The following is a 16,385-nucleotide window of genomic DNA, read 5'->3' on the forward strand; positions in this document are numbered from 1 at the left end:
TCCTTAGCGCGTGCCGCCAGTTTGTTTGAGGAAGTTGGCGAACAGTTCATGGCCCTGTTCGGTGAGGATCGATTCCGGGTGGAACTGTACGCCCTCGATGTTCAGGGTTTTGTGACGCAGGCCCATGATTTCGTCGACCGAGCCGTCATCGTGCTGAGTCCACGCGGTCAGCTCCAGGCAATCGGGCAACGTTTCGTGTTTGACGATCAGGGAATGATAGCGGGTGACGGTCAGCGGGCGGTTCAGACCGGCAAACACGCCCTTGTCCTCGTGAAATACCGGGCTAGTCTTACCGTGCATCACCTGTCGGGCGCGGACGACATCCCCGCCAAAGGCCTGGCCGATGGACTGGTGGCCGAGGCAGACGCCCAGGATCGGCAGTTTGCCGGCAAAGTGCTTGATGGCTTCGATGGAAATGCCGGCTTCGGTCGGCGTACACGGGCCTGGGGACACAACGATCCGCTCAGGGTTGAGCGCTTCGATTTCGGCGATGGTCAATTCGTCGTTGCGCACCACTTTGACCTCGGCTCCCAGCTCGCCGAGGTATTGCACAACGTTGTAAGTAAAGGAGTCGTAGTTGTCGATCATCAGCAACATGGCGTTTCGAACCTCTTGAATTCTGACTTGAAAACAGCCTTCGGATGACTTGCCAGAGCGCTGCACACTGGCGGACGCGCAGGTCGCATCGGCACAGCGGCATTTCAAAGGGGCAAGGAAGGCAAAGCGATACAGATCCGGCGGGGCCGGCAGAAAAGATTCAGGCGCGCCAACGCCAGCGGGCGTGTGCCTTGATGACTTGATCCAGAAGTTTGCTGGTGATCAACACGGGGAAGGTCTCGTTCATACGTTTCGGCACAGTAACTTAGCTGGGCGGAGCGTGCAATATGGCCGGGGCCGCGGGGATAAAACAATGGGAGGGTTGACGACCGATGGCAAAACGCCGGAAGTTTTTGGTACTGTCGTTTCGTTCACTACAACAATAAATAAACGGACTGCTCATGATCAAACAGACATTGTTTGTACCGCTCGCCGGATGCCTGCTCGCGATGGCTTGCGCCCAGGCAAACGCCTCACCCAATCCTTATTCGAATTTCGTGGTTTTCGGCGACAGCCTCAGCGACGCGGGAACCTTCACCGACAGCGGCGGCCCGGCCGGATCGGGCAAACGCTTCACCAACCGCACGGGGCCGAACTATCAGGACGGCAGCGGTGAGTTCTATTCGCTCAACGCCACCCAATTGCTCGGCGGCCGCCTCGGCTTCACACCGGACCAGACCGCCGCCTCGTCGTCTACCGTACGTCCCGACCAAGGCTTGCCGGATGGCAATAACTGGGCCGTGGGCGGCTACCGCACCGACCAGATTCTCGACTCGATCACCAGCCAGTCCGCCACTGGCGAACGCACCCGCGCCGGTTACCTGCCGTCGAACGGCTTCCGTGCCGACCCGAATGCCCTGTATTACCTGACCGGGGGCGGCAACGACTTCCTTCAGGGCCGCGTCACCAGTCTTCCTCAGGCGAATGCCGCCGCCGATCGACTGGTCGACAGCGTACGCACACTGCAAGGTGCCGGCGCCCGTTACATCATGGTCTGGCTGTTGCCGGACATCGGCCTGACACCAGCCATCAACGGCTCGCCGCTGCAAGCCTTCACCTCGCAACTCAGCGCCCAGTTCAATACCGAACTGGTCAGCCAGTTGCAGAGCGTCAACGCCAACGTCATTCCGCTGAACGTTCCGGTTCTGCTCAAAGAGGCATTCGCCAATCCGGCGCAGTTCGGCCTGGCCACTGACCAGAACCTGGTCGGCACCTGCTTCAGCGGCAGCGGCTGTACCGAGAACGCCCGATACGGGATCAACAGCGCCACCCCGGACCCGACCAAGCTGATCTACAACGACGCCGTCCACCCGACCGAGGCCGGGCAGCGCCTGATTGCCGATTACGCTTATTCGCTGCTGGCCGCGCCATGGGAAGCAACCCTGTTACCGCAAATGGCTCAAGGCACCTTGCGTTCGCATCAGGACGAATTGCGTAACCAGTGGCTGGCGGATTGGGAAAACTGGCAGGCCGTTGGCCAATGGCGGGCGATTGTCGCCGGTGGCGGCCAGCATCAGGATTTCGATAGCCAGCGCAGCGGCGCCAGCGCCGACGGCAACGGTTACAACCTGAACATCGGCGGCAGCTACCGTCTCAACGACGCGTGGCGCGTGGGCGTGGCGGCGGGTTTCTACAACCAGAAACTGGAGGCCGGCGACAATGATTCGGACTACAAGCTGAACACTTATCTGGGTACCGCGTTCGCCCAGTATCAGCAGAACCGCTGGTGGGGTGATGCCGCAGTGACCGCCGGGCATCTGGATTACGACAGCCTCAAACGCAAATTCCAGCTGGGGGTCAACGAGCGCGGTGAGAAAGGCGATACCGACGGTTATGTTCTGGCCTTCAGCGGACGCGTGGGTTACGACATTGCGCCGCAAGCGAGCAGCCCATGGCATCTGTCGCCGTTCGTCAGTGCCGACTTTGCCAAGGTTGAAGTCGATGGATATTCGGAAAACGGCGCCGACTCCACCGCACTGACGTTCGATGACCAGTCGCGCATTTCCCGGCGTCTCGGCCTCGGGATCCAGGGCAAGTATCAGATCACCTCGCAGACCCAGGTGTTCGGCGAATTCGCCCATGAGCGCGAGTACAACGACGACACCCAGAATGTGACGATGAACCTCAACAGCCTGCCGAACAACCGCTACACCCTGGCCGGCTACGCCCCTCAAACCAACCTGAACCGCCTGAACCTGGGCGTGAGCCACAACCTCACCAAGGACCTGGCATTGCGCGCCAGCTACGACATCCGCAAGGATGACGACTTCACCCAGCAAGGGATCAACGTCGGCGTAGCGCTCGACTTCTGATTCGCAGGCCACAAAAAAACGCGGCGCCCTCACAGGCGCCGCGTTTTTTTGTGGCTGAATCATCAATCACTCAGTCCGGGGTTTGCTCGGCCAGCGCAACAGCGCGGAACATTGCCCGGCGCTTGTTGATGGTTTCTTCCCATTCCAGCGCCGGCACCGAGTCGGCGACGATACCGCCACCGGCCTGCACGTGCAGTTCGCCGTTCTTGATCACGGCGGTGCGGATCGCAATCGCAGTGTCCATGTTGCCGTTCCAGGCGAAGTAGCCGACCGCACCGCCATACACACCACGCTTGACCGGCTCCAGCTCGTCGATGATTTCCATCGCGCGGATCTTCGGTGCGCCGGACAAGGTACCCGCCGGCAGGATCGCCCGCAGCGCGTCCATCGCCGTCAGCCCGGTTTTCAACTGACCGGTCACGTTGGACACGATGTGCATCACGTTGGAATAACGCTCGATGACCATCTTCTCGGTGAGCTTCACCGAACCGATTTCCGAAACGCGACCGGTGTCGTTGCGTCCGAGATCGATCAGCATCAGGTGCTCGGCGATCTCCTTGTCGTCCGACAGCAGGTCTTCTTCCAGCGCCACGTCCGCCTCTTCGGTAGCCCCGCGAGGACGGGTGCCGGCAATCGGGCGTACGGTGATCAGGTTGTCTTCGACCCGCACCAGCACTTCCGGCGAACTGCCGACGACATGGAAATCGCCGAAGTTGAAGAAGTACATGTAGGGGGTCGGGTTGAAGCAACGCAGCGCGCGGTACAGATCGATGGGTGCCGCCTTGAAGTCGATCGACATGCGCTGGGACGGCACGACCTGCATGCAGTCACCGGCGAGGATGTATTCCTTGATGGTGTCGACGGCTTTTTCGTAGTCGTCCTGAGTGAAACTGGAGCGGAACACCGGCTCGGCGGCCTGCTGCTTGCTGAAGTCCAGGCCACGGCGCGGGGTGATCGGCTGACGCAGTTTTTCCAGCAGTTGCTGCAATTGCGCCTGGCCCTGCTCGTAGGCATCGGCCTGCGCCGGATCGGCCAGCACGATCGCGTGCATCTTGCCGGCGAGGTTGTCGAACACCACCACCGCATCGGAAACCATCAGCAGGATGTCCGGCACGCCCAGCGGATCCGGGTTCGGGCATTTGCCGAGGCGCTTCTCTACATAGCGCACGCAGTCGTAACCGAAGTAACCCACAAGGCCACCGTTGAAACGCGGCAGACCGGCGATGGTCGGCACGTTGTAGCGGGCCTTGAAGGTTTCAACGAAAGCCAACGGGTCTTCGACGTCGTGGCTTTCGGTCTCGACGCCATCGACGGTGATGCTGACGTGATGATCGTGAACCCGCAGCACGGTGCGGCACGGCAGGCCGATGATCGAGTAACGGCCCCATTTCTCGCCGCCCTGCACCGATTCGAGCAGGTAGGAGTTGGGCTGGTCGGCCAGTTTCAGGTAGATCGACAGCGGCGTGTCGAAGTCGGCCAGGGTTTCACAGGCCAGCGGGATGCGGTTGTAGCCATCAGCGGCCAGACGCAGGAATTCTTCGCGAATCATAGGGTGCCTCGTGGTGTGAGGTGCAAATCAGTCAGGTGTGCAAACGCGCCGGCAGGCCGGCCAGGAACAAGTCAGGCGCGCCAACGCCAGCGGGCCAGGGCCTTGATGACTTTCATCCAGAGTTTGCGGGTGACCACCACGATGGCGTTTCCAGAAGGGGATTGAGAAGCGTCGGGCAACGTTATCTCAGCGGCCGTATCCAGGCAACCGGGAATTAGCTTGCGCAGATCGTCGATGACCAGCGCCGGGGATTCCTCGGCGATCGGCCGGCCATGGTTGTAGCCGTAACTCAGCGCAACACATTTGACCCCCGCCGCTTTCGCCGCCAGCACGTCGCTGCGCGAATCGCCGACGAACAGCGATTGCGAGGCCGGAATGCCGGACATCTTCATGACAAAGAACAGCGCTGCCGGGTCAGGCTTTTTCTGCGGCAGCGTATCGCCGCCGATGATCCACTTGAAGTAGCGGCCGATCTTCATCTGATCCAGCAGCGGCGCGACGAAGCGCTCCGGCTTGTTGGTGATCAGCGCCATGGCCACGCCCTGCTTGTGCAGCCATTTCAGGGTGTCACGCACGCCGGGATAGACCACGGTCAGTTCATGGCTGGCGCCGTAGGCTTCCATGAATACCTCCAGCGCATGCTCGGCTTCGACGTCATCCACGGCGGAATGATCGATGCCGCCGGCCAAGGCGCGGCGCACCAGCACCGGCGCGCCGTTGCCGACCCACTCGCGCACCGACTCGATACCGGCAGGCTTGCGCCCGAGGGAGAGCAGCATGTTATCCACCGCCGCCGCCAGGTCGGGTACCGAATCGATCAGCGTGCCATCCAGATCGAACATCACCAACCGCGGCAGTTGCCCCGGGAACAGCTGCTCAAAACCGCTCATGGGCGAGCCAGCGCCAGTTCGGAACGCATCTTGTCGATGACTTCCTGATAGTTCGGCGCATTGAAGATCGCCGAGCCGGCCACAAAGGTGTCGGCGCCAGCGGCAGCGATTTCACGGATATTGTTGACGTTGACGCCGCCGTCGATTTCCAGGCGGATGTCACGGCCCGAGGCATCGATGATCGCGCGCGCTTCGCGCAGCTTGTCGAGGGTGCCCGGAATGAATTTCTGCCCGCCGAAGCCCGGGTTGACGCTCATCAACAGGACCATGTCGACTTTGTCGATCACGTACTTGAGCACGTCCAGCGGGGTCGCCGGGTTGAACACCAGGCCGGACTTGCAGCCGCCTTCACGAATCAGTTGCAGCGAACGATCGACGTGCAGCGTGGCTTCCGGGTGGAAGGTGATGTAAGTGGCGCCGGCCTCGATGAAGTCGCCGACGATGCGATCCACCGGGCTGACCATCAGGTGCGCGTCGATCGGCGCGGTAATGCCGTACTTGCGCAGCGCGGCGCAGACCATCGGGCCGATGGTCAGGTTCGGCACATAATGGTTGTCCATGACATCGAAGTGAACGAAGTCGGCACCGGCGGCCAGAACGTTGTCCACTTCCTCGCCGAGGCGGGCGAAGTCGGCGGAGAGAATCGACGGAGCAATAACGAAGGGCTGCATGACGCACCTTTTCTGAGCTAAATCACGATGGCGCGCATTGTATACCTCAAGTTTCCGCGCGCGCACCGTGACCGCGATGATTGGGTTGTGCCATGACCGGCGGCCGGGCGGTTCTCAGTACGCCGCCCGGTAGATCTTCTCGATGTCGGCGGCGCTGAGCTTGCGCGGGTTGTTGCGCATCAGGCGCTCGATCCCCGCGGCCTCTACGGCCATGGCCGGGATCGCCTCTTCGGGCACGCCGAAACTGCGCAGACCCAGCGGAATTTCTACCGCCGCGCACAGTTCGGTCATCGCCGCGACGGCGCTGTCGGCCGCTTCATTGAAACTCAGATGAGCGGTCTTTACCCCCATGGCTTCGGCAATATCCTGCATCCGTTCGACGCAGGCCATCTTGTTCCAGGTCATCACATACGGCAGCAACAGCGCATTACTGACGCCGTGGGCAATGTTGAAGCGCCCGCCCAGCGGATACGCCAGCGCATGCACCGCGCCGACCCCGGCGTTGCCGAACGCCATGCCGGCCATCAGGCTGGCGGTGGCCATGTCTTCCCGGGCCTGCAGGTTGGACGGATTGGCGTAGGCCTTGGGTAAGGAGCGGGCGATCAACCTGATGGCGCCGATGGCCAGCGAATCGGTAATCGGCGAGGCATTCAGCGACAGATAGGACTCGATGGCATGCACCAGCGCATCGACGCCACTGGCGGCGGTGACACTGCGCGGGCAGGTCAGGGTCATCTGCGGGCTGACCAGCGCCACGTCCGGCAACAGGTAGTCGCTGACAATGCCCTTCTTCAACTGAGCGACCTTGTCCGAAAGAATCGCTACGTTGGTCACCTCAGAACCTGTGCCGGCCGTGGTCGGGATGGCGATCAGCGGCGGGCCCTTGCGCGGCACCTGATCGACGCCGAACAGATCCTCCAGCGCACCGTGATAACCGGCATACGCCGCGACACTCTTGGCGATGTCGATGGCACTGCCGCCGCCCAGACCGATCAGCCCGTCATGCCCGCCTTCGCGATAGACGCGCATGCAATCCTCGACGATGGCGATTTCCGGATCCGGCAGCACCCGGTCGAAGATTTCGTACTCGCGCTCGCCGATCTGCGCCAGCGCCAGCTCCACCGTGCCGGACTTGACCAACGCGGCATCGGTGACGATCAGCGGGTTATCGATGTCCAGCCGCGTGAGCTCGGCCGCCAGCTGCTCGATGGCTCCGGCGCCGGTGATCAGTTTGTGAGCGATCTTGAACGAGGAAAGACTCATCGTGCGCAGCCTCTTATAGATGTGGGAGCTGAGCACAAGCGTAGCTGGGGAATCGGGGTTGTCTGTCATTCAGCGCATGAATGACCAGAGCAGCACTTGTGGGAGCGAGCTTGCTCGCGAAGGCGGCGCCACATGCGCAATCTGTATCGCCTGACACATCGCTTTCGCGAGCAAGCTCGCTCCCACAGGTTTTGGTAGCGGACTCTTAGACTTGAGCAGTACGCAATTTCTCACTCCGCCCACGCAACCACTCCAGCGTCAGCAGCAGAATCACCGAGAAGGCGATCAGCAACGTAGCAGCGGCGGCGATGGTCGGGCTCAGGTTCTCGCGAATCCCGCTGAACATCTGCCGAGGCAACGTCGCCTGCTCGGGACCTGCGAGGAACAACGTCACCACCACTTCATCGAACGAAGTCGCAAAGGCAAACAGCGCCCCGGAAATCACCCCCGGCGCAATCAGCGGCAAGGTCACCCGACGGAATGTCACCAGCGGCGAGGCACCGAGACTGGCCGCCGCCCGCACCAGATTGTGGTTGAAGCCCTGCAAGGTCGCCGACACCGTGATGATCACGAACGGCACACCGAGCACCGCGTGCACTACGATCAGCGAGAAGAAACTGTTGCCCAGCCCCAGCGGCGCGAAGAACAGGTAACTGGCCACACCGATGATCACCACCGGCACCACCATCGGCGAAATCACCAGCGCCATCACCAACGGCTTGCCGGGGAAGTCGCCACGGGTCAGGCCGATCGCCGCCAGCGTGCCGAACACCATTGCCAGCACGGTCGCGGCCGGGGCCACGATGATGCTGTTCTTCAGCGAACGCATCCATTCCGCCGAAGCGAAGAAGTCCTGATACCACTGCAGCGAAAAGCCCTGCAGCGGATACACCAGAAAACTGCCCGAGTTGAACGACAGCGGCACGATCACCAGCACCGGCAGGATCAGGAACAACAGGATCAAGCCGCAGAGGATCCGCAAGCTGTAGAACCACACCCGCTCGACGGGCGACATATAAGGACTCAGCATTTCAAATTCCCCTTAGCTCAGGCGCAGGCGACTGGCGCCCACCAGCCAGCTGTAGATCAGATAAAGCACCACGGTCGCCAGCAGCAACAGCCCGCCGAGCGCAGTGGCCATGCCCCAGTTGATGCTGGTGTTGGTGTAGAACGCGACGAAGTAGCTGACCATCTGATCGTTCGGGCTGCCCAGCAGCGCCGGGGTGATGTAGTAGCCGATGGCGAGGATGAACACCAGCAGGCAACCGGCGCCGACACCGGCGTAGGTCTGCGGGAAGTAGACCCGCCAGAAGCTGGCGAACGGATGACAGCCGAGGGAAATCGCGGCACGCATGTAGGTTGGCGAGATGCCTTTCATCACGCTGTAGATCGGCAAGATCATGAACGGCAGCAGGATGTGCACCATCGAGATGTAGACCCCGGTGCGGTTGAACACCAGTTCCAGCGGTTTATCGATGATGCCCATTGCCATCAGCGCGCTGTTGATCAAACCGCCGGATTGCAGCAACACGATCCACGCGGCGACCCGCACCAGAATCGAAGTCCAGAACGGCAGCAGCACCAGAATCATCAGCAGGTTGCTCTGACGCGACGGCAGGTTGGCCAGCAAGTAGGCCAGCGGATAGGCCAGCACCAGGCAGATCACGGTGATAATCAGGCCCATCCAGAACGTCCGGGCGAAGATATCGAGGTAGATCGCCTGATCCGGGGTCGCCGGGGCAATTTCACCGAGGTCGTCGATGCGGTGGTCCACCGCTGCCAACAGATAGAACGGGGTGATGCTGCTGGTGTTGCGCTTCACCGCTTGCCAATAGGCCGGATCGCCCCAACGCTCGTCGAGGCCTTCCAGCGCTTCTTTATAAGAGGCCGGTTCGCTGGCAAATGGCAGCGAGCGGGCAGTTTTGGTCAGCAGGCTGCGATAGCCGGCCAACTCCATGTTCAGGCGCTTGGACAGATCGCCCAGGGTCTGGTTTTTGCGCGCTTCGGCGAGGTCCTCGCTGGCGGCTTTGTAGACCGGTTCTGCGGGCAGGCCTCGGCCGTCCCAGGCAGCAATCGCGGTCACGGTGCGCGGCATGCCGCCGACCACTTCCGGGTTGCCGACGCTTTTATAGAGCAGCGCCACGATCGGCACCAGGAACACCAGCAACAGAAACAGCACCAGCGGCGCGATCAGCGCCTGGGCCTTCCAGCGGTTGACCCGCTCGGCGTGCTTGAGCCGCTGCTTCAAGGTGGGGCTGTTGCCCTCGTTCAGGGGAACGGCGATGGCCATGACGTACTCCGCAAATCTTTGATCGTTACAGAGGCGGTAAACCGTCTCTGTTGTGTTGGAACACCGCAACCTGACTGATCGTTCCCACGCTCTGCGTGGGAATGCCGCCCGGGACGCTCCGCGTCCCTGTGACGCAGAGCGTCACTGGATGCGTTCCCACGCAGAGCGTGGGAACGATCACAGGAGGGCGAGCCCTCTGGTTACTTCGCAGCCCAGGAATTGAAGCGCTGCTCCAGTTGCTCGCCGTTGTCAGCCCAGAAGCTGACGTCGATCTGCACCTGGTTCGCGATGTTTTCCGGGGTGGTCGGCATGTCTTTCAGGATCGCCTTGTCCAGCAACGGCACGGCCTGGGAGTTGGCCGGTCCGTAGGCGATGTTTTCCGAGTAGGTCTTCTGCTGTTGCGGCTGCACCGAGAACGCGATGAATTTCTTCGCCGCTTCGGCGCGCTTGGCGTCCAGACCTTTCGGGATGGCCCAGGCGTCGAAGTCGTAAATGCCGCCGTTCCACACCACTTTCAGGTTGGATTCTTTCTGCACGGCGGCGATACGACCGTTGTAGGCCGAGCTCATGACCACGTCACCGGAGGCGAGGTACTGCGGCGGCTGGGCGCCGGCTTCCCACCACTGAATGTTCGGTTTCAGCTCGTCGAGCTTCTTGAACGCGCGATCCTGACCGCCCTTGCTGGCCAGTTCCTTGTACACGTCTTTAGGCGCAACGCCGTCGGCCATCAGTGCAAATTCGAGGGTGTATTTGGCGCCTTTGCGCAGGCCGCGCTTGCCCGGGAATTTTTTGGTGTCCCAGAAATCCGCCCAGCTGGTCGGTGCGGTTTTCAGCTTGTCGGCGTTGTAGGCCAGCACGGTCGACCACACGAAGAAGCCCACGCCGCATGGCTGGATCGCGCCTTTGACGTAATCTTCGGACTTGCCGAACAGCGCAGGATCCAGTTGCTCGAACATGTCTTCGTCGCAGCCACGGGACAGCTCCGGCGATTCAACCTCTACCAGATCCCAGGACACGCTTTTGGTGTCGACCATGGCTTTGACCTTGGCCATCTCACCGTTGTACTCGCCGGCGACGATCTTGCCGTTGCCCGCCGCTTCCCACGGTGCGTAGAAGGCTTTGACTTGCGCCGCCTTGTTCGCCCCGCCAAACGACACCACGGTCAGATCCGGCCCAGCGGCCATTGCGCTTGCCGCACCCATCAGGCCCAGGGTCAGGGCTGTGAACTTCAGGGATCTCAACATTTATTGTTCTCTCCACGTGCAGGGTTGGTGTTGGTATTGCCGGGGCGCTTAATGCGCCTCTAGAAGAGGATCTAGCGCGCGAACGTGCTCGACCTGCCAGCCAAGCGGAACCACGTCACCGACCGCAAGCGCAGGATCGAGCTCGGCAATCGGTTGTTTCACGAAGAAGTCGGTCTTGCCGCAGACTTCCAGGCGCACCCGGACGTGGTCGCCCAGATAGATGAATTCGGCCACCCGCCCGGAGAAGCGGTTGACGCATTGGTCGCTCGAACCGTTGAGGCTGACGCGCTCCGGACGAATCGACAGGGTGACCGGTTCGCCGGTCTGGCCGATGTTGACCGCCAGTGCCTCGACCTTTTCCCCACGCCCCAGCTCGACCACGCAGCGCTCGCCGTTCTGGCTGAGCAGGCGACCGTTGAGGCGGTTGTTCTCGCCGATGAAGTTGGCGACGAAAGTGTTTTTCGGTTCTTCGTAGAGGGTACGCGGCGGGGCGATCTGCTGGATTTCGCCCTGATGGAATACGGCAACGCGATCGGACATGGTCAGGGCTTCGCCCTGGTCGTGGGTCACGTAGACCACGGTCACGCCGAGGCGCTGGTGCAGGTGTTTGATTTCCATCTGCATGTGTTCGCGCAGTTGTTTATCGAGAGCGCCAAGCGGTTCGTCCATCAGCACCAATTGTGGTTCGAACACCAGCGCGCGGGCCAATGCCACACGCTGTTGCTGACCGCCGGACAGTTGCGCCGGGTAACGCGATGCGAAGGCATCGAGCTGGACCATGCTCAGGACTTTCTTGACCTTGTCGCTGACGTCGCTCTTGTTCAGGCCACGCACGGTCAGCGGGAACGCCAGGTTCTCGGCGACGGTCATGTGCGGAAACAGCGCGTAGTTCTGGAACACCATGCCGATGTCGCGCTTGTGCGGCGGCACGTTGTTGATCGCGCGACCGGCCAGGAGAATTTCACCGGCGGTCGGTGTTTCGAAACCGGCGAGCATCATCAGGCTGGTAGTCTTGCCGGAGCCGGACGGCCCGAGCAGGGTGAGGAATTCGCCCTTGCGGATGTCCAGGTTGAGGTCTTTGACGATCAGGTTCTCGCCGTCGTAGCTCTTCTGCACTCCACGAAAGCTGACCAGCACATCGCTGGCCCCTGCGTTTGATTCGACCTGGCTCATACCCACACCTTTGTTATTGATGACTGCTGTGGGATTAAGCCTAGTGGCTGCTCACAGTCACGCAAATCGGGGCGCAGGAGAGAATCGCCTCAGCCGGATGGAAGGCCGGGGGTAGGGATTGCCCTACAAGGATGGCGTTAATGGATAAAGCAGGGACGAGCGCGGAGCTGCAAGCTTCAATAACAAGCAAAAGCGCGTGTCGCTAACAGATATGCCCAATATCGCAGGATCGATGAAGAAACCTGTGGGAGCACACTCGCTCCCACAGTGGATAGAGGTGTGGTTCAGAGCAGCTTGTGTTCCATCGCGTACTTCACCAGCTCGGCGAGGGAGGTGATATTGAGTTTCTGCATCAGCCGCGCCTTGTGGGTGCTGATGGTCTTGCTGCTCAGGGCCAGTTGCTGGGCGATGTCGTTGACGTTGGCGCCTTGCGCCAGACGTTCGAACACCGAGAACTCGCGCTCGGACAGCAATGAGTGCAGTGGTCGCGCATCGGTCAGGCCGACTTCAAACACCATTCGGTCGGCCAGTTCGGGATCAATGTAGCGCCCACCCGCCGCGACCTTGCGGATCGCCGTCAGCAGCAGCGCCGGATCGCTGTCCTTGGTCGCATACCCGGCGGCACCGACCTTCAGCGCCCGGGCGGCCATCTGCGCTTCGTCGTGCATCGACAGCACCAGAATCGCCGGCGGACTGCTCAGTGCGCGGATCCGTGGAATCGCTTCGAGCCCGTTGACGCCGGGCATCGAGATATCCAGCAACACCACTTCGCAGGGCACATTGCGCAGGGTTTCCAGCAACTGCTCGCCATTGCTCGCCTCCCCCACCACTTGCAGATCCCTGGCCAGGCCGATCAATTGCTTGATGCCTTCGCGAACGATGGTGTGGTCTTCGGCTACCAGTACACGGATCACTTACTTCTCCTCATCCAGTGGCACCCGCACGCTCAGTGTGGTGCCCTCGCCCGGCTCGCTGTCGAGTGACAGCTGCCCGCCCATGATCAACACCCGCTCGCGCATGCCCACCAGTCCAAAGGACGTCGGCCTGCCGGCAGCGGCGACAAATCCTACGCCATCATCGCTGACCGTCAGACACAATTCGTCGCCTTCCTGGGTCAGCGTCAGCTCCACAGTATGCGCCTGGGCATGGCGCATGACGTTGGTTAGCGCCTCCTGAAGAATGCGGAACAGACCGATGGCCTTGGCGTCGCTGAGCGGCGGCAGATTGTCCGGCACCTGCACCAGACAGGGAATGTGCGTGCGCGCCTCGAACCGCCGCGCCTGCCACTCGATCGCCGAGGCGATCCCGGCATCGAGGATCGGTGGGCGCAACGCCGTCGCCACATCGCGCACCAGCTGGAACAACTGGGCGATCAGGCGCTTCATGCTGTTCAGCCGTTCGTTCAGACCCGGGTCGAGTTGCGCGTAGGCCAGTTCGCACATCGACGTCTCCAGTTTCAGCACCGTCAGCATCTGTCCCAGCTCATCGTGAACCTCGCGGGCAATCCGCGCCTTTTCTTCTTCCCGCACGCTTTCCAGATGCGCCGACAACTCGCGCAGTTGCTCGCGGGAGGCCGCCAGCTCCAGTTCGATGCGTTTGCTTTCGGTGATGTCCCAGACGATGCCGTCCCAGACATAGGACCCGCCTTCCAGTTGACGGGTAATCGCCTTGATCTCGGCCCAGCGCTGCTCGCCCTGGCGCGTAAGGATCCGGCCCTGCCACGACCAGTCGCTGTCGGTGTCCAGCGCCTGGTCCTGGGTCTGGTGATAACCGGCCCGGTCATCCGGATGCACCAGACTGCGCAGGCCCATGTCGCGATGGGCGATGGCGGCCGGCGCATAACCGACCAGACTTTCGCTGCCCTCGCTGATGTAGGCAAAGTCGATCTGCCCGGTCACCGGTGCTCGCTCGAGACGAAATACCAGCCCCGGCACGTTGGCCGCGATACCTTGCAGCCGCGCCTCGCTTTCCTGCAACGCAGCCAGGGCACGACGACGCTCGGTGACATCGGTGAGGTAAACCACCAGGTACTCGCCATCGCGAAAACGCAGGAAGCTCAGCGACACGTCGGCCGGCAGCACACTGCCATCGGCCCGAACACAATTGGTTTCAAAACTCAGCGGCCCCTCTTCGCTGGCCCGGGCGCGCTTCCACAGGTTGAGCCAGCGATCCATGTGCAGGCCCGGTTCGAAGTCGATCAACGGCCGGTCGATGATGGCGCCCTGTGGATAACCGAGCATGTTTTCTGCCGCTCGATTGGCGTAACGCACATGGCTGTCCCAGTTGACCCAGAGAATGCCGACGGTGCTCTGATCGATGGAAAACTGGGTCAGGCGCAGGGCTTCTTCGCTTGCGGCGCGCAGGGCGATGTCTTCCCGCGCATCGAGCAGGCGTTGCTCAAGACTGCGTTGCTGGCGGCGTTGCCAGAACACGATGGCCATGCAACTGAGCAGCAGCACCGCGAACAACAGACTCAGGTTCTGCCAAAAGCCCGGCGACTCGGAAAGCCTTGGATACTTGGGTTGCAGCCATTGCGCATGCAGGCGCTCCAGATCCTTGGCCGGGATGGCTCGCAGGGCGCTTTCGACGATTCCGGCCAGCTCTGGCCAGTCGCGGCGGGTGCCGATGCGCAGCAACTGCGGCAAACCGATGTCTCCGACTACCACCAGCCCGGCAAACTCCGGTTCCGCCGACAGCCGCCCGAGTTGCGCCTCATCGACCACCGCGTAGGACGCCTGCTGAGTCAGCAGCAGTTGCAGCGCCTGGCGCTCCATCGGTACGCCTTGCAGATTCAGGTGCGGATAATTGCCGCGCAGGTAATCGGCGGTGACGCCGGGCATGCGCACGGCGACGCGGGTCTGGCTGTCGAGTTTTTCCAGCTCCACGGTCGCGCTGCCCTTCTGGTCGCTGACCACCAATTGCGGCACACGCATGTACGGGTCGGAAAACTGCCACAGACGCAGCCCGCCCGGGGTCTGGGTCAGGCCCGGGGCGATGTCGATTTCGCCATCCCGGGCAGCGGCCTCCAGTTGTGCCAGATCCTGAAAATTGCGCCAGCTCAGCTCGACATTCAGCGCCCTGGCCAATGCCTTCATCACTTCAACGTTGGCCCCCGACAGCCGCTGCAAGCGTCGGTCGTATTGCGCGTATGGCGCCTGCAACACCAGGCCGACGCGCAATTCGTTGTGCTGTGCGAGCCACTGTTGCTCACTCGCCGACAACCGCGCGAGGTGACTCGGTGGCGCAGGCGCCGCCCAACCCATCAAGGGAAACGCCAGACAGCCGATAACCCACAGGCAGCAAAAACGCATCATTGAAGTCTCATACACTGACAAATTCTGACCAACCCATTAGGCTGCCGGGATAACTTCTGGCCTGGAATAACCGATGCCCCCTGTCTATCGCCTGGCAATGCCAGCATTGTGCCTGTCGCTGATCCTGCCTTGCGCATTTTCCGTCGAAGCTGCAGATCCGACGCCCACTCCCGCCGCAGAAAAAGCCGCCGAAGAAAAACCGGTCGAACGCCAGCCACTGCTTGAGCGTAGTCAGGAAGAAGCCGCGGCACTCGAGCGCATGGTTCCGGCCCAGGAACAACAGCAACTGCAAGCCGGCAGCGACACCTTCCTCGCCCTGTGGAAACCGGCCAACACCGCCGAACCCAAAGGCGCGGTGATCCTCATTCCCGGTGCCGGCGAAACCGCTGACTGGCCCCAGGCGATCGGCCCGTTGCGCCGCAAGCTGCCGGATGTCGAGTGGAGCAGCCTGAGTATCACCCTGCCCGATCTGCAAAGCGATACCATCGCACCGCGCGTAGCCGAAGCCCCCGCCGCACCGAAAACCGCCGATCCGGGCAGCAAGGATTCGACCACCGCCGAGCCGATTGAACAAGCCGCCGGCGGCGAAGCCGAGGTGGCCGACAAGGTCGTTGCTGAATCCACCGAGGAACAGTCCAAGGCCGACGCCGAGCGAATCTTCGCTCGCATTGACGCTGCACTGGCCTACGCCGAGCAACAGAGCGCGCGCAGTATCGTCGTCCTCGGTCATGGCACCGGCGCTTATTGGGCCGCACGTTACTTGAGTGAGCGCCAGACCTCACAGGTCGAGAAGCTGGTGCTGGTGGCCGCGCAGACCCCGGTCAAGGCCAAACCGGAACTGGTGGAACTGACACCGACCCTGAAGCTGCCGACAGCGGATATTTTCTACATGGACAAACCGCTGGACCGCAACGCGGCACTGGAGCGCATGCAGGCGAGCAAGCGGCTGAAGACGTCTGCGTTCAGTCAGGTCGCGCTCAAGGCCTTGCCGGACAACAAGGCTGAGCAGGAACAATTGTTCCGTCGAGTGCGTGGCTGGTTGAATCCGCAGAGCCCTGACTAAAAGCCCCGACTGGCAAAAC

Annotated in this window: 13 protein-coding genes; 2 read left to right on the top strand and 11 right to left on the bottom strand. The window is 61.8% G+C overall.

The window, feature by feature from the left end:
- Positions 1–3 precede the first annotated feature (3 nt).
- Positions 4–597, bottom strand: a complete 594-nt coding sequence (locus tag I5961_RS25585) for an aminodeoxychorismate/anthranilate synthase component II (protein ID WP_007956309.1) — start codon at positions 595–597, stop codon at positions 4–6.
- Between the two features lie 401 nt (positions 598–998).
- On the opposite strand from I5961_RS25585, the gene estP reads away from it, so the two are divergent.
- On the top strand, positions 999–2,909 hold the full coding sequence (gene estP, locus I5961_RS25590) for an esterase EstP (protein ID WP_085702824.1): 1,911 nt from the start codon (positions 999–1,001) through the stop codon (positions 2,907–2,909).
- A 70-nt stretch (positions 2,910–2,979) separates the two neighbouring features.
- Here the strand turns inward: estP and trpE are convergent, their stop codons facing one another.
- From trpE to I5961_RS25640, 10 genes are all read right to left on the bottom strand, one after another.
- Positions 2,980–4,458, bottom strand: coding sequence for an anthranilate synthase component I (trpE, locus tag I5961_RS25595; protein WP_085688441.1), 1,479 nt, complete (start codon positions 4,456–4,458; stop codon positions 2,980–2,982).
- Positions 4,459–4,529: 71 nt separating this feature from the next.
- Positions 4,530–5,348, bottom strand: a complete 819-nt coding sequence (locus tag I5961_RS25600; protein WP_085688443.1) for a phosphoglycolate phosphatase — start codon at positions 5,346–5,348, stop codon at positions 4,530–4,532.
- Positions 5,345–6,019, bottom strand: coding sequence for a ribulose-phosphate 3-epimerase (gene rpe / locus I5961_RS25605; protein WP_003228808.1), 675 nt, complete (start codon positions 6,017–6,019; stop codon positions 5,345–5,347). The genes I5961_RS25600 and rpe overlap by 4 nt, the downstream gene beginning before the upstream one ends.
- Before the next feature lie 114 nt (positions 6,020–6,133).
- Complete coding sequence (locus tag I5961_RS25610) at positions 6,134–7,282, bottom strand: iron-containing alcohol dehydrogenase (RefSeq protein ID WP_227233696.1); 1,149 nt, start codon at positions 7,280–7,282, stop codon at positions 6,134–6,136.
- A gap of 205 nt (positions 7,283–7,487) precedes the next feature.
- The gene (locus I5961_RS25615) at positions 7,488–8,312 is read right to left on the bottom strand and encodes an ABC transporter permease (protein WP_085702826.1); all 825 of its coding nucleotides are present in this window, start codon (positions 8,310–8,312) and stop codon (positions 7,488–7,490) included.
- Positions 8,313–8,324: 12 nt separating this feature from the next.
- Positions 8,325–9,572: an ABC transporter permease gene (locus I5961_RS25620; RefSeq protein ID WP_007959935.1), complete on the bottom strand. Its 1,248-nt coding sequence runs from the start codon at positions 9,570–9,572 to the stop codon at positions 8,325–8,327.
- Positions 9,573–9,772: 200 nt separating this feature from the next.
- Complete coding sequence (locus tag I5961_RS25625) at positions 9,773–10,816, bottom strand: ABC transporter substrate-binding protein (RefSeq protein ID WP_007959933.1); 1,044 nt, start codon at positions 10,814–10,816, stop codon at positions 9,773–9,775.
- 48 nt (positions 10,817–10,864) lie between these two features.
- Complete coding sequence (locus tag I5961_RS25630) at positions 10,865–11,989, bottom strand: ABC transporter ATP-binding protein (protein WP_007959931.1); 1,125 nt, start codon at positions 11,987–11,989, stop codon at positions 10,865–10,867.
- Between the two features lie 284 nt (positions 11,990–12,273).
- Positions 12,274–12,903: a response regulator transcription factor gene (locus tag I5961_RS25635; RefSeq protein ID WP_085697706.1), complete on the bottom strand. Its 630-nt coding sequence runs from the start codon at positions 12,901–12,903 to the stop codon at positions 12,274–12,276.
- The gene (locus tag I5961_RS25640; RefSeq protein WP_227233697.1) at positions 12,904–15,303 is read right to left on the bottom strand and encodes a PAS domain S-box protein; all 2,400 of its coding nucleotides are present in this window, start codon (positions 15,301–15,303) and stop codon (positions 12,904–12,906) included.
- 73 nt (positions 15,304–15,376) lie between these two features.
- Here I5961_RS25640 and I5961_RS25645 point away from each other — a divergent pair, with 73 nt between their 5' ends.
- Entirely contained in the window at positions 15,377–16,366 is a 990-nt protein-coding gene (locus I5961_RS25645) for an alpha/beta hydrolase family protein (RefSeq protein WP_227233698.1), read from the top strand.
- Positions 16,367–16,385 lie beyond the last annotated feature (19 nt).

The sequence above is a fragment of the Pseudomonas sp. IAC-BECa141 genome, assembly GCF_020544405.1.
Classification (GTDB): domain Bacteria; phylum Pseudomonadota; class Gammaproteobacteria; order Pseudomonadales; family Pseudomonadaceae; genus Aquipseudomonas.

What these genes read in the sequence shown, in the direction of transcription:
- I5961_RS25585 (WP_007956309.1), bottom strand. Translation starts at nt 597, where the DNA reads ATGTTGCTGATGATCGACAACTACGACTCCTTTACTTACAACGTTGTG.
- estP (WP_085702824.1), top strand. Translation starts at nt 999, where the DNA reads ATGATCAAACAGACATTGTTTGTACCGCTCGCCGGATGCCTGCTCGCG.
- trpE (WP_085688441.1), bottom strand. Translation starts at nt 4,458, where the DNA reads ATGATTCGCGAAGAATTCCTGCGTCTGGCCGCTGATGGCTACAACCGC.
- I5961_RS25600 (WP_085688443.1), bottom strand. Translation starts at nt 5,348, where the DNA reads ATGAGCGGTTTTGAGCAGCTGTTCCCGGGGCAACTGCCGCGGTTGGTG.
- rpe (WP_003228808.1), bottom strand. Translation starts at nt 6,019, where the DNA reads ATGCAGCCCTTCGTTATTGCTCCGTCGATTCTCTCCGCCGACTTCGCC.
- I5961_RS25610 (WP_227233696.1), bottom strand. Translation starts at nt 7,282, where the DNA reads ATGAGTCTTTCCTCGTTCAAGATCGCTCACAAACTGATCACCGGCGCC.
- I5961_RS25615 (WP_085702826.1), bottom strand. Translation starts at nt 8,312, where the DNA reads ATGCTGAGTCCTTATATGTCGCCCGTCGAGCGGGTGTGGTTCTACAGC.
- I5961_RS25620 (WP_007959935.1), bottom strand. Translation starts at nt 9,572, where the DNA reads ATGGCCATCGCCGTTCCCCTGAACGAGGGCAACAGCCCCACCTTGAAG.
- I5961_RS25625 (WP_007959933.1), bottom strand. Translation starts at nt 10,816, where the DNA reads ATGTTGAGATCCCTGAAGTTCACAGCCCTGACCCTGGGCCTGATGGGT.
- I5961_RS25630 (WP_007959931.1), bottom strand. Translation starts at nt 11,989, where the DNA reads ATGAGCCAGGTCGAATCAAACGCAGGGGCCAGCGATGTGCTGGTCAGC.
- I5961_RS25640 (WP_227233697.1), bottom strand. Translation starts at nt 15,303, where the DNA reads ATGATGCGTTTTTGCTGCCTGTGGGTTATCGGCTGTCTGGCGTTTCCC.
- I5961_RS25645 (WP_227233698.1), top strand. Translation starts at nt 15,377, where the DNA reads ATGCCCCCTGTCTATCGCCTGGCAATGCCAGCATTGTGCCTGTCGCTG.